Consider the following 13,210-nt stretch of genomic DNA (forward strand, 5'->3'; position numbering starts at 1 on the left):
GGCCTGACTCAGGCCACCGACTCGGGCATCCGCTCGGGTTCCTCGGCCATCGGTTGGCTGAGCTCGTGGGAGTGCATCGTCCAGTAGGTGGCGCCGAACAGGATGAACACGAGCATCCAGAGCCCGTTGCGGATGCCGAAGTTCATGGCGTTGAACCCGAGCAGCACCACGGTCGCGACGATGGCGGCCCGCAGTACGCGCGAACTCGGCTTCGTCATCGGCAGCAGCACCGCTCCCCAGAGCAGGTACCACGAGTGGATCGCGGGGCGCACAGCGCGAACCAGATGAACGAGTAGCTGATGAAGTGCAGCGGCCTCCTGCCCAGGTGCCGCCACGCGAAGTAGCCGATCCCGACGACGGCGGCGACGGTGCCGATACCGCGGAACACGGTGACTGCCGTCCGGCCGCCCTGGTCCAGGCCGAGCAGGTTGATCGGGTACTGCACGATGTGGCCGAGCACCGTGAACGGCGAGACCGTGTCGACCATGCCGGGCACGTTGATGGCGTTGACCCAGCCGAACCCGAGGCCCGAGGCGAACGAGAACCCGACGAACACTGCCACCGAGATGCCGAGCGAGGCGAGCGCCTTCGCGGCGGCCCACGCCACGTCACGCGGTCGCCATGAGGTCCAGGGCACCACGAGGAAGGGCAGGGCGACGGCGACGAGGAAGGCCGGCTGCTTGATGGAGGCGGCGACGCCGACCACGAGCGCCCCGAGCCACCAGCGCCGGTGGCGCATGGTGAGCCAGATGCCGAGCAGCATCAACCCGGTCATCTGTGAGTCGTTGTGGGCGCCGCCGATGAAGTCGATGATGAGGATCGGGTTGAGCACCGAGAACCAGCTCGCCGCGGCGGGGTCGACCCCGACGCGGCGGGCGATCCGAGGCACCAGGGTGCCGATCAGGGCGACCCCGATCAGCGCAGGCACCCGCATCAGCACACCGGAGAGGAACGGGTCGAGCCCGGCCAGGTGGACGATGCCATGGCTCATCCACAGCGCGAGCGGACCGTAGGGCGCGGTCGTCTCGCGCCACACCCAGGCCACCTGGTCGGCGTAGTAGCCGGGCAGGATCCCCGGGCCGACGGAGTAGGGGTTCAGGTTGTTGTGGATGAGCCAGCCGTGCGCCGCATAGGAGTAGGCGTCGTGGGAGAAGATCGGCGGGCCGAACAGCAGCGGGAGCGACACGATCGCGAGCACAGCCCAGTGTCTGAGCTGCGGCCTACCCTGGGCGCGCCGCTTTGCCGGGCGCAGCCGGAACCACGACTCGAGCAGCAGCGCGAGGCCCAGGAGGGTGGCGACGGTGCCGACCACCTTCGTGGTGGGGCCGTCGATGCCGAGGGCGCGCAGCAGGTCCCACACCGGTGACGCCTGCGGCAGGTAGGCCGGGCTGAGCGATCCGATCAGGATGCCGAAGGACCCCGCGAAACCGGCCCACACCGCCCGCGACGAGGCGGCCTGACGCAGGTCACGCAACGCACCCCGGACGGGGCTAGGCACCGTCGCCCCCGACCAACTGCTCCCTGCCGTAGAGCAGGTCGACCAGCCGGTCGGCGGAGGGGACGTGGGCACCGTCCCAGACGAGCGCGTCGGTCGGGCACTGCTCGATGCAGACGCCGCAGTACATGCAGAGCGACCAGTCGATGGTGAACGTGTCGAGCACGTTGTGGGTGCGGGGCCGCGCGCCGGGCGCGGGCACCGTCTGCTCCATGTGGGAGGTGAGCGTGATGCACCAGGTTGGGCACTCGCGGGCGCAGATCATGCAGGAGGTGCACAGGTCGTCGATGAGGGCGATCGAGCCGTGGATCATCGGAGCCTCCTGACGCGGGCGCCGGTGGCCGACAGCGCCACATCGGCCGGAGTGGACGCCGGGTCGGCGAGCACGGCGGGGTCGGGCACCCCGGCGGGACGAGCTTGCGGCGGCTGGGGAGGCGCCCGACTCCCCGGCTCCAGGGCACCCGGCCAGCCGGTCACCTGACGCTGCTCGAGGAGCACATCCTTGCGCATGGGGGCCCCACCGCCGTGATGGATCAGGGGCCGGTTGTCGCCGCCGACGAACTCGACGCCGAAGAAGTCGTGGGCCTGCCGCTGCAGGAAGGTGGCCCCGGCGAACAGGTCCGAGAGGTCGGGCAGCGCCGGGTGGTCGCGGTCGGTGCGCGCCTCCAGCGCCGACTCCTCGCCCGTGTCGGGGTTCAGCAGGCGCACCACGACGCGGATCTCGTCGGCGACGCCCACCTCGTCGAAGGCGGTCAGCCCGAGCAGGAAGGTGAAGCCTGCGCCCTTGGCCGCGGCCACATCGTCGTGCAGGCTCATGCTCCCACCCGCTCCGCGGCCAGGTAGTCGTCGAGCGCGGTCGGGGCGGCGGGCACCCCGCGATGAAGTGGTCGACGGGCACCAGCGCCTCCGCGCCCGCACCACCGCGTACGAGTCCCAGTAGGGCCCGCCGACGCAGGCGCAGGCGCCGAACGCGACGACGCGGGCGTCGTCGGGCACCGATCCGAGCACCTGCGTGACGGACGGCAGCATGGGGGCGGTGATGGTGCCCGAGAGGGTCACCACGACGCGGGCCCTGCCGGGAGATCGGCGAGCGGCACCTCGGGTCGTTGGCCGGCCGCGGCCTGGGTCTCGAGGGCACAGCAGGCCAGCGGCACGTCGACGACGAAAAGCGATCCGTCGCCGAACCAGTCCCTTGCTGCAACCATGCGCGAGAGTCTACGCGCCGGGGCCGTCTTCGCTCCCCGACCCGGTGCGCATAGACTCTGCTTCCCGATGATGAACTTCCCTGACTGGCTGGCCGAGGCCGACGACGCCGCGCTGAACCGGCGCTTCGGCGCTGCGACCGTTGCGCGGGCAGACAGTACGCCGCACTCGGCCGGGTCGGAGCGATCCGCACCTCGGGCACCCTCGCGACGGCGCCGGTGCGGGGCAGCGGCTACCGCACGTACTCGACGACCGTGACCAGCCCCGCCGGGATCGACTCGCTCGTGGCCACCTGCAGCTGCCCGATGCGGATGGACTGCAAGCACACCGTCGCCCTGATCCTCACGATGCGCACCCCTGGGCGCCACCGGCAGCCGCCGACGTGGCAGCAGGTGCTGGCACCGTTCGGTGGACGCGGCACGTCCAGCGGGAGGCCCTGGCGCTGCGGTTCTCGGAGGAGGGCCCCAACCTCGCCGTGCGACCCATGCGGATGGGCGCCCGCGGCAACTGGGTCCGCACCGGCGCCAACTGGGACGACCTGGCCCGCGGCGACTTCATCCCCGCCCAGCGCGACGCCCTGATGGGGCTGCTCGCCTGCCGCTCGTCAGCCACGCCGCAGGGCCGGGCCGAGGCCCTCGCCGTCAACGAGTTGACGGCGGCCGTCTGGCCGGCGCTGCGGCGGGCCGTCGACAGCGGGGTCACGCTGCTCGGGGGCACCACCGTGTCGGGTCGCGAGCTTCCCGGCCCGGTGCTGGCCGCGGATCCTGCGACGCCGGTCGCCAACGTCACCCCGGCCCCGGGAGACGGTGCTGGTGCAGGCCATGGTCTCCTCGCCGGACCTCGGAACCGTGTCGCTCCAGCCGCGCGCCTTCCTCGGCCGCCCCGCTCACGGCGTGGGCGTCGTCCGTGGCGACGCGCTCCTCCTCACCCCACTGGTCCGCCCGCTGGATTCGGGCGAGCAGCCGCTGTTCCAGCACGGCAGCGTCACGGTGCCCGCCGCGGATGTGGCCGAGTTCGCCGGGCGCTTCCTGCCCCGGCTCCGCGCCCACCTGACGACCACCGTCGACGACTCCCTCGACCTCCCGGAGCCCAGACCTCCGCGGCTGCTGTGCCGGGTCGAGTTCCACGAGCGGACGGCGTCGGTGCACTGGGGTTTCCGGTACGGGCTCGGTTCCCGGCAGGTCGACGTCGGGCTGAGCGGAGGAGGCCACGATTCCGTGGCCCGCGACCCGGGTGCCGAGCGGGAGCTCCAGACGCTCGTCGCGGAGGGACCGTGGCGGGGCCCGAACGGGCTGCAGCCCGCCTTCCTGACCGGCCGCAGCCTCATCGCGTTCGTCACGACGGCGCTTCCCGCTCTCCGCGCCGACGGGCGGGTCGATCTGGAGCTCAACGAGGAACCGCCCGACTTCCGGGAGGCCGACGAGGCACCCGAGGTGCGTCTGGCCGTCGGCGAGGCCGAGGTGGGCGACTGGTTCGACCTCTCGATCGACGTGACAGTCGACGGTGAGCACGTCCCGCTCGGCGAGCTGATGCGCGCGCTGGCCGCGGGCGACGACCATCTGCTCCTCGACAGCGGCACCTGGTTCCCGCTCGAGGCGCCCGAGCTCGTCGAGCTGCGCCAGCTGATCGAGGAGGCCCGCCTGATCGCCGACAGCGAAAAGGAGTCGGTGTTCCGGCTGCGCCCCGAGCATGCGGGCCTCTGGGACGAGCTCGTCCGGCTCGGCATCGTGACGGGCCAGGCTGAGTCTTGGCGCGCGTCGGTCGGCGCCCTGCTCGATCCGTCATCCCTCCCCGACGAGCCCGTGCCCGCCGGCCTGCTCGCGACGCTGCGGCCCTACCAGGAGACCGGTTTCCGATGGCTGCGGTTCCTCTGGCGCACGGGGCTGGGCGGGATCCTCGCCGACGAAATGGGCCTCGGAAAGACGCTGCAGGCGCTGGCCGCCGCGCAGGCCGCCCACGACGCGGGCGAGCTGACCGAGCCGATGCTGGTGATCGCCCCGACCTCCGTGATGGGTACCTGGGCGGCGGAGGCGGCCCGGTTCGCGCCGGGGCTGTCCACCACGACGATCTCCTCGACGCTGGCCAAGCGCGGCATCCCGCTGTCCGAGGCGGTCGGTGGTGCCCAGATCGTGATCACCTCGTACACGCTGCTGCGGCTCGAGGCCGACGCCTACCGGGATCTGACCTGGTCGGCCGTGCTGCTCGACGAGGCGCAGTTCGTGAAGAACCACGCGTCGAAGGCCTACCACGCGGTGCGGGCGCTCAACGCCAGGGTGAAGGTGGCCCTCACGGGTACCCCGCTCGAGAACAACGTGATGGACCTGTGGTCGCTCCTGTCGATCACCGCCCCGGGCTGTTCCCCGACCCGAAGCGGTTCACGTCCGAGTACCGCAAGCCCATCGAGGCGGGCGAGGTGGAGGTGTCTGCACGGCTGCGGCGCCGGATCCGGCCGCTGATCCTGCGCCGCACCAAGTCGGCAGTCGCAGCCGAACTGCCCGAGAAGCAGGAGCAGATCGTGCCCGTCGAGCTGCTGCCGGGCCACCGCCGCACCTACGACCGGCGCCTCGCCCGGGAGCGCCAGGTGGTGCTCGGGCTCCTCGGTGATCTCCAACGCAACCGGTTCTCGATCCTCCGCTCGCTGACCATCCTGCGTCAGCTGAGCCTCGCTCCGTCGCTCGTCGACGAGGAGGCGGCGGCTGGCTCGGCGAAGATCGACGCGCTCGTGGAGATGCTCAACGAGATCGTGGCGGAGGGCCACCGCGCGCTGGTGTTCTCGCAGTTCACGAGCTTCCTCTCGCTCGTGAAACAGCGGCTCGACCGGGAGGCCATCGGGTTCGAGTACCTCGACGGCCGCACCAGGGACAGGGCCGCGCGGGTCGCCGCCTTCCGGGAAGGGGATGCCCCGGCCTTCCTGATCAGCCTGAAGGCGGGCGGCTTCGGCCTGACGCTCACCGAGGCGGACTACGTGTTCATCCTCGACCCGTGGTGGAACCCCGCGGCCGAGAACCAGGCCATCGACCGGGCCCACCGGATCGGCCAGGACAAGCCGGTCAACGTCTACCGGCTCGTCTCGACCGACACCATCGAGGAGAAGGTGCTCGCTCTCCAGGAGCGCAAACGCAACCTCTTCGACGCTGTGGTCGGCGAGGGATCCGACTCGGGATCGCACCTGAGCGCCGACGACATCGTGGGGCTGCTCGGCCCCTGAGGTGCCTTTTCTCTGACGGCGGAACGGTCAGATCGTTAGATGCGGGGCGGGGTCCTAGAATGACTGGGACGCCCACGAGAACTCCGAGGTAGACAGCAAGTGCCTGAAAAGCTCCCCTGCAGCGAGTTGTGATCCGCTTTGCAGGCGACTCCGGCGATGGAATGCAGCTGACCGGTGACCGCTTCACGGCGGAGACCGCGATCTTCGGCAACGACATCGCGACCCTCCCCAACTTCCCGGCCGAGATCCGCGCGCCCCAGGGCACGCTGCCCGGCGTGTCGAGCTTCCAGCTGCACTTCGCCAGCTTCGACATCGTCACCCCAGGCGACGTACCCGACGTCCTGGTGGCCATGAACCCGGCAGCGCTGAAGGCCAACCTGCGCGACCTGCCACGCGGCGGCGTCATCATCGTCGACACCGCCGACTTCACGAAGCGCAACCTCGCCAAGATCGGCTGGGCCTCCAACCCACTCGAGGACGGCACGCTCGCGAACTACTCGGTGCACGCCCTCGACCTGACCGGCCTCGCGACCGGCGCGGTGGCCGAGTTCGAGCTCAGCCGCAAGGACTCGTCGCGCACGAAGAACATGTTCGCGCTCGGCCTGCTGAGCTGGCTCTACTCCCGCCCCACCGAAGGCACGGAGCGCTTCCTCGCCGAGAAGTTCGCGAAGAAGCCGCAGATCCGCGACGCCAACATCGCCGCGTTCAAGGCGGGCTACGCCTACGGCGAGACCACCGAGGTGTTCGAGGTCCAGTACCACGTCGAGCCCGCCCCGATGCCGAAGGGCCGCTACCGGCAGGTTTCGGGCAACCTGGCCACCGCCTACGGCCTGATGGTCGGCGCGGAGAAGGCCGGGATGCAGCTGTTCCTCGGCTCGTATCCCATCACCCCGGCCTCCGACATCCTCCACGAGCTGTCGCGCCGCAAGGACGTCGGCGTGATGACGTTCCAGGCCGAGGACGAGATCGCGGCCGTCGGCGCGGCCATCGGTGCCTCATTCGCGGGGGCGCTTGGGATGACGTCGACGTCCGGCCCGGGTGTGGCGCTCAAGTCGGAGGCCATCGGGCTCGCGGTGATGACCGAGCTCCCGCTCGTCGTGGTCAATGTGCAGCGCTCGGGCCCGTCGACCGGCATGCCGACCAAGACCGAACAGGCAGACCTCGTGCAGTCGATCTGGGGCCGCAACGGCGAGGCGCCCGTGCCGGTGCTCGCCGCGAAGTCGTCGACCGACTGCTTCGACACCGCGGTTGAGGCGTGCCGCATCGCGGTGAAGTACCGCACCCCCGTGATCATGCTGTCCGACGGCTACCTGGCCAACGGCGCGGAGCCGTGGAAGATCCCCGACCTCGACACCATCGAGCCGATCGAGCCGAACTTCGCCACCGAGATGAACGGCGAGGTCGACGGTAAGCCGCACTTCATGCCGTACGAGCGCGACCCGGAGACCCTCGCCCGCGCGTGGGCCATCCCCGGCACGCCCGGCCTTGAGCACCGCATCGGGGCATCGAGAAGGCCGCCCGCACGGGCAACGTGTCGTACGACCCCGACAATCACGAGCTGATGGTGCGCACCAGACACGCCAAGATCAAGGGCATCGTGCGCGACATCCCCGATCTCGAGGTCGACGACCCGGACGGCGATGCACGCGTGCTGGTGCTCGGCTGGGGATCGACCTACGGGCCCATCACCGCCGCGGCCCGCCGCATCCGCAAGACCGACCGGAGCATCGCCACGGCACACCTGCGCCACCTCAACCCGATGCCCGCGAACCTGGGCGAGGTGCTGAACGCCTACGAGAGCGTGATCGTGCCCGAGATGAACCTCGGCCAACTCTCCACCGTGCTGCGCGCCCGCTACCTCACCGACGTGACCACGTACTCCCGGGTGCGCGGCCTGCCCATCTCGATCACGGAACTAGAGAACGACCTGATCGCCGAGATCGAAGCGCTGAAGGAGAAGAACTGATGACCGCCCCTCCAGCCACGCGGGTGTCCCGTTGAGCGGCCTCGCGGGTGTCCCGTTGAGCATCGAGCCCCTCACCAAGAAGGACTACACGACCGATCAGGAGGTCCGTTGGTGCCCGGCTGCGGCGACTACTCGGTGCTCGCCACGTTCCAGTCGATGATCGCGACCCTGGGCATCCGGCGTGAGAACACCGTCATCGTCTCCGGCATCGGCTGCTCGTCCCGGTTCCCGTACTACGTGGATTCCTACGGTATGCACTCGATCCACGGCCGCGCCCCCGCCATCGCCACCGGCGTGGCGATGACCCGTCCCGACCTCAACGTGTGGGTCGTCACGGGCGACGGCGACGCCCTGTCGATCGGCGGCAATCACCTGATGCACGCGCTGCGCCGCAACGTGAACATGACGATCATGCTGTTCAACAACCGCATCTACGGCCTCACCAAGGGCCAGTACTCCCCCACCTCCGAGTTGGGGAAGATCACCAAGTCGACCCCGTTCGGGTCGCTCGACACCCCGTTCAACCCCATCTCGCTCGCGATCGGCGCCGAGGCGTCCTTCGTGGCCCGCAGCATCGACTCCGACCGCAAGCACCTCACCGAGGTGCTCACCGCGGCGACCGCGCACCGCGGCACCTCGCTCGTGGAGATCTACCAGAACTGCCCGATCTTCAATGACGACGCCTTCGAGACCCTGAAGGGCCCTGACGGCGCACTCATCTCGCTGGTGCACGGCGAGCCGGTCATCTTCGGTGGCGGCCGCTGGTGCGTGGTGCGGACCGCGACCGGGGAGCTCAAGGTGGCCGAGACGGCCGACGTGGACCAGTCGACGATCGTCGTCCACGACGAGACCCGCGCGGATCCGTCACAGGCGTTCGCCCTGTCCAGGCTGACCGAACCCGGCATCCTGCGTCAGGCCCGATCGGCATCTTCCGTCGCGTCGAGCGCCCCGCCTATGACGACATGGCCCGCGCCCAGATCGCAGAGGCCCGGGCGACTGACCCCACCAGGACGCTAGCCTCGGTGATCGCAGGTAAGGACACGTGGGAGGCTGACGAGAGATGAGCGGAGGGCAGCAGGGCTGGCGTCCAGCCGTGCCCGGCGCCCACCACCAGCCTCCTTCGCTCTACTCTCCCCGGCGGCAGCGCCGGGCCCCGACACGCATGCCACCCCGACGCGCATCGCCGCGCCGGACGTGGCGCCGGAGGCACCCACCTTCGACGCCCGCGGCATGCAGTCGGTACTCACCCGGGCCCGGGACCGCAGCCGCTTCGTGGCCCCGAGATCGAGGAGGACCGCGAGGCTCGGCCGTTCCCGCTGCGCGCTCTGTTCATCGGTTCCGTCGGCATCCTCGCCCTCGGTGTGCTGGCGGGCTTCATCTACGTCGGCTACCTGCGGCCCGCGCGGTCGATCCCGACGTGATCGCCAAGCCGACGGCGGCCGCGACGAACCGGGTTCTGGCGCAGACCCCGCAGGAGATCGTCACCGAGTACTTCCAGGCTCTCGCCGACGGCGACATCGGGCGGGCGCTCGCGATGGGCCCCCGCGGAGGCAACGGATCGGAGCGGCTCCTGACGCCCGCCGCGTTCGCCGCCACGCGCGAACTCTCGCGGATCAACGGGCTCGAGATCCTCACCACCGACCCGGAGGCAACCAGGGTCCAGGTGCGCTACCGGATCGGTGACAGCCCGGTGAAGGCAGAGATCGCCCTGGAGCGGCTCGACACCGGCGAGTACCAGCTCAAGCGCACCACCGTCCCGATCCAGTTGGACGTGCCAGGGGCGAGGGCGTCCCGCTGCTCGTCAACGGGGAGACGATCGACCAGGGCCAGGTGTACGAGGTCGTTCCCGGCCTGTACCGCCTCGACACCGGCCTGCCGTTCGTGGCGTACCCGGAGACGTCGATGATCTCGGTGATCGCGCTCGAGGACGTCGGGGTGCAGAAGGCGAGCCCGGTTCCGCAGCTCACCCGGGAGGGCGTCAGCGCCTTCATCGGGGCGGCCCGGCGGAGCCTCTCCGACTGCATGGCGGCCAGGCGCAAGGCGCCTCCCGGCTGCCCGATCGGAATGAGCGGCAACTCCGGCATCGTCGAGTCGAGCATCACCCGCACCATGACCGGCGACCCCTGGGCGGCGGCGAGGCCGAGCCTCACCGCGAGCAGGCAGGCGGAGGCGCAGATGACCGTCACCATCAACTACACGCTGGCCTACACGTGGAGCAACGGGTCGGAACAGAAGCCGCGGCCGGAACAGAAGGTCGCGACCGTCAGCGCGGACATGCTCGGTACCACGGCCGACCAGGTGAGCGTCACCTGGGACCAGTGACCCACCTTCCCGACCCACTAGTCTGGCGGGCATGACAGACGCCATCGAATTCTCCAACGCCGACCCCTCCATCCGTCCCCAGGACGACCTGTTCCGCCACGTCAACGGCACCTGGCTCGCCACCGCCGCGATCGACCCGGACAAGTCGTCGGCCGGCGGTTTCATGGATCTCAGGGACGCGGCGGAGCTCGATGTCAGGGAACTGATCGAGGGGATCGCACCCACCGGCGACGGCAGCGACGAGGACAAGATCGCCCGGCTGTACGCGTCGTTCATGGACGAGACGACTGTGGAGGCCCTCGGCTCCACCCCGCTGCACCCCGTCTTCGACGCCATCACGCGGATCGCGACGCCCTCCGACCTGGCCCGGCACCTGGGCTGGTCGCTCCGGCACGGCCTCAGCCCTCTCGTCGCGCTCTACGAGGAGTCGGACCCGGGCGACCCCGGACGCTACGCCGCGTTCACGGCGCAGGCGGGCCTCGGCCTGCCCGACGAGGCCTACTACCGACAGGACGAGCACGCCGCCGTCCGCGAGGCCTACCTGGCGCACCTCATGACCGTCTTCAGCCTCGCGGGCTTCTCCGATGCCGGGGAGCAGGCGGCCGCCGTCCTGGACCTCGAGACCCGCATCGCGGAGCACCACTGGGACCGCGTCCGGCTCCGCGACCTGCGGGCCATGTACAACCCGATGACGCTCGACGAGGTCGTCGCAGCCTCCCCGGCTTCGACTGGGACGCCTACCGCGAGGGTGCGGGCATCGACGCGGCGACCCTCGCCGAGGTGATCGTGGGCCAGCCGTCCTTCCTTGAGGGGGTCGCACCGCTGGTGGCCTCGCACCCGATGGACGCCTGGCGCTCGTGGGCCCGGTGGAAGGCCATCTCCGGCCTCTCGGCGTATCTGTCGACCGACTTCGTGTCGGCCCGGTTCGACTTCTACGAGCGCGTCCTCTCGGGCAACGAGGAGCAGCGCCCACGCTGGAAGCGCGGCGTCGCGCTGGTGGAGGGCGTCCTGGGTGAGGCCGTCGGCCGCGGCTACGTGGCCGCGCACTTCCAGCCGGAGAAGAAGGCGGCGATGGACGAGCTGGTGGGCAACCTGCTCGCCGCCTACCGCACCTCGATCGAGGGCCTCGGCTGGATGACGGATGCGACGCGCGAGGAGGCGCTGCGCAAGCTCGCCAAGTTCACGCCGAAGATCGGCTACCCCGACGCGTGGCGCGACTACTCGGCCCTCGAGGTCGGCGACGACCTGGTGGCAAACGTGTTGGCGGCCAACTCGTTCGAGCTCGACTGGACGCTCGGCCGCATCGGCCGCCCCGTCGACCGCGCCGAGTGGCAGATGTTCCCGCAGACGGTCAACGCCTACTACCACCCGCTGCGCAACGAGATCGTCTTCCCGGCCGCCATCCTGCAGCCCCCGTTCTTCAACGCGGACGCCGACGACGCCGTCAACTACGGTGCCATCGGCGCGGTCATCGGCCACGAGATCGGCCATGGCTTCGATGACAAGGGCTCCACCTGCGACGGGGACGGCCGCCTGCGCGACTGGTGGCAGCCGGCCGACCGGGAGGCATTCGAGGCCCTCGCCGACCGGCTGGTCGGCCAGTACGACGGGCTCGTGCCCGAGGGCGTCGAGGAGGGCAGCGTCAACGGGAAGCTCACGGTCGGCGAGAACATCGGCGATCTGGGCGGGCTCGACATCGCCTACGAGGCGTGGCTGCTCGCCGGTGGCGACCCGGATGGCGAACCCGTCGACGGGCTCACGCCCGCGCAGCGGTTCTTCACCGGCTGGGCCCAGGCCTGGCGCGGGAAGCGTCGCCCCGAGGCGATGAAGATGCTGCTGGCCACCGACCCGCACTCCCCAACGAGTTCCGGTGCAACCAGATCGTCCGCAACATCGACGCGTTCTACGACGCGTTCGACCTCGGCGAGGGAGACGCCCTGTGGCTGGCCCCGGACAGCCGGGTCTCAATCTGGTGACCCGCCGCTGACGAAGACTGCCTCCGGGCCCGGAGCGGGCGGCCGGAGGCAGTCGGTCGGCGGATCAGTTGGTGCGGTCCACCAGGTCGGTGCAGACCTGGAGGAGGGCCTCCTTGGCCTCTCCGTCCGGCAGGCATTCCAGGTGCGAGCGGGCCACGTCGGCGCGGCGCTCCACCTCCCCCTTCGCCCGCTCCATCACGGGATGGGCGCGCAGCCCCGCGAGGGCGGCCGCAAGGGCCTCGTCGGAGCTGAGGTCACCGTCGATGAGCTCGAGCAGCGCGGCGTTGGCAGGGTCGTTTCCGGCGCGCAGCATGAGAACCGGCAGCGTGGGGACGCCCTCGCGCAGATCGGTCCCCGGGGTCTTGCCGGTGGTCTCGGAGGTGATGTCGATCAGGTCGTCGGAGAGCTGGAAGACCAGCCCCACCTCCTCGCCGAACGCCGTCAGCGCGTCGAGCCGCTCGGGCGTCGCGTCGGAGACCATGCCACCGAAACGCGCGGAGGCCGCGATGAGCGAGCCGGTCTTGTCTGCGATCACCTGGATGTAGTGCGCCAGCGGGTCCTGCCCTCGTCGGGGCCCTTCGTCTCCGCGATCTGCCCCTGGACGAGCCGGGAGAAGGTCTCAGCCTGAAGGTGGACATACTCGACGCCCAGCGCGGCAACCGTGGTGGAGGCGCGGGCGAAGAGGAAGTCGCCGACCAGGATCGCGACCGAGTTGCCCCACAGCCGGTTGGCCGAGGGGCTCCCTGCGGAGGTCCGCGACATCCATGACGTCGTCGTGGTAGAGGCTTGCGACGTGGGTCAGTTCCATCACCATGGCCGCCCGCATGAGGTCCTCCTCTGAGACCTCGCCGCCGAAGCGCGAGGCGAGGAACACCAGCAGCGGCCGGAACCTCTTGCCACCCGCCGCGATGATGTGGCGGGCGGCCTCGGTCACGAACGGCGAAGTCGCAACGGCCGCGTCGACCAGGCGCTCCTCGAAGGTTTCGAGGAGGCCGGTCAACTGGTCCTCAAGCGGGGCTTCCGCCACGTCGCACTCTCCT

At 70.4% G+C, this 13,210-nt stretch carries 9 protein-coding genes and 5 pseudogenes; 8 read left to right on the forward strand and 6 right to left on the reverse strand.

Annotated elements, in window-relative coordinates:
- Positions 1-8: 8 nt before the first annotated feature.
- From G7085_RS04730 to G7085_RS04750, 5 genes are read right to left on the reverse strand one after another with little or no spacing between them, the layout of a single operon-like run.
- Complete coding sequence (locus G7085_RS04730; RefSeq protein WP_197510121.1) at positions 9-230, reverse strand: hypothetical protein; 222 nt, start codon at positions 228-230, stop codon at positions 9-11.
- Positions 215-1,498, reverse strand: coding sequence for a polyprenol phosphomannose-dependent alpha 1,6 mannosyltransferase MptB (gene mptB, locus G7085_RS04735; protein ID WP_331715479.1), 1,284 nt, complete (start codon positions 1,496-1,498; stop codon positions 215-217). The genes G7085_RS04730 and mptB overlap by 16 nt, the downstream gene beginning before the upstream one ends.
- Positions 1,491-1,808: a 4Fe-4S binding protein gene (locus tag G7085_RS04740; protein WP_197510123.1), complete on the reverse strand. Its 318-nt coding sequence runs from the start codon at positions 1,806-1,808 to the stop codon at positions 1,491-1,493. Before G7085_RS04740 ends, mptB begins: the two co-directional genes overlap by 8 nt.
- Positions 1,805-2,554, reverse strand: coding sequence for an NADH-quinone oxidoreductase subunit C (locus G7085_RS04745; RefSeq protein WP_197510124.1), 750 nt, complete (start codon positions 2,552-2,554; stop codon positions 1,805-1,807). Before G7085_RS04745 ends, G7085_RS04740 begins: the two co-directional genes overlap by 4 nt.
- Positions 2,551-2,700 carry a hypothetical protein gene (locus tag G7085_RS04750; RefSeq protein ID WP_197510125.1) on the reverse strand — a complete coding sequence of 50 codons (150 nt, stop codon included), beginning with the start codon at positions 2,698-2,700 and terminating at the stop codon, positions 2,551-2,553. The genes G7085_RS04745 and G7085_RS04750 overlap by 4 nt, the downstream gene beginning before the upstream one ends.
- Before the next feature lie 216 nt (positions 2,701-2,916).
- Here G7085_RS04750 and G7085_RS04755 point away from each other — a divergent pair, with 216 nt between their 5' ends.
- The 8 genes and pseudogenes from G7085_RS04755 (at position 2,917) to G7085_RS04790 (ending at position 12,170) form a co-directional block, all read left to right on the forward strand.
- The gene (locus G7085_RS04755) at positions 2,917-3,279 is read left to right on the forward strand and encodes a hypothetical protein (RefSeq protein ID WP_197510126.1); all 363 of its coding nucleotides are present in this window, start codon (positions 2,917-2,919) and stop codon (positions 3,277-3,279) included.
- A gap of 240 nt (positions 3,280-3,519) precedes the next feature.
- Positions 3,520-5,309: pseudogene (locus tag G7085_RS04760) on the forward strand (DEAD/DEAH box helicase); the annotation flags it as partial.
- Positions 5,283-5,906 carry a DEAD/DEAH box helicase gene (locus G7085_RS29430; protein ID WP_331715925.1) on the forward strand — a complete coding sequence of 208 codons (624 nt, stop codon included), beginning with the start codon at positions 5,283-5,285 and terminating at the stop codon, positions 5,904-5,906. The pseudogene G7085_RS04760 and the gene G7085_RS29430, both read left to right, overlap by 27 nt.
- A 161-nt stretch (positions 5,907-6,067) precedes the next feature.
- Positions 6,068-7,872: pseudogene (locus tag G7085_RS04770) on the forward strand (2-oxoacid:acceptor oxidoreductase subunit alpha).
- 31 nt (positions 7,873-7,903) lie between these two features.
- Positions 7,904-8,936, forward strand: a pseudogene (locus G7085_RS04775) (2-oxoacid:ferredoxin oxidoreductase subunit beta).
- A gap of 353 nt (positions 8,937-9,289) precedes the next feature.
- Positions 9,290-9,778: a hypothetical protein gene (locus G7085_RS04780; RefSeq protein WP_197510128.1), complete on the forward strand. Its 489-nt coding sequence runs from the start codon at positions 9,290-9,292 to the stop codon at positions 9,776-9,778.
- The gene (locus tag G7085_RS04785; RefSeq protein WP_197510129.1) at positions 9,703-10,194 is read left to right on the forward strand and encodes a hypothetical protein; all 492 of its coding nucleotides are present in this window, start codon (positions 9,703-9,705) and stop codon (positions 10,192-10,194) included. Before G7085_RS04780 ends, G7085_RS04785 begins: the two co-directional genes overlap by 76 nt.
- A gap of 31 nt (positions 10,195-10,225) precedes the next feature.
- Positions 10,226-12,170, forward strand: a pseudogene (locus G7085_RS04790) (M13 family metallopeptidase).
- 64 nt (positions 12,171-12,234) lie between these two features.
- On the opposite strand, the pseudogene G7085_RS04795 reads toward G7085_RS04790, so the two are convergent.
- Positions 12,235-13,197, reverse strand: a pseudogene (locus G7085_RS04795) (polyprenyl synthetase family protein).
- Positions 13,198-13,210 lie beyond the last annotated feature (13 nt).

This window comes from Tessaracoccus coleopterorum (assembly GCF_011174705.1).
Taxonomy (GTDB): domain Bacteria; phylum Actinomycetota; class Actinomycetes; order Propionibacteriales; family Propionibacteriaceae; genus Arachnia; species Arachnia coleopterorum.

Bases quoted from the DNA above. Each gene is read 5' to 3' on its own strand.
- G7085_RS04740 (WP_197510123.1), bottom strand. From the start codon at position 1,808: ATGATCCACGGCTCGATCGCCCTCATCGACGACCTGTGCACCTCCTGC.
- G7085_RS04750 (WP_197510125.1), bottom strand. From the start codon at position 2,700: ATGGTTGCAGCAAGGGACTGGTTCGGCGACGGATCGCTTTTCGTCGTC.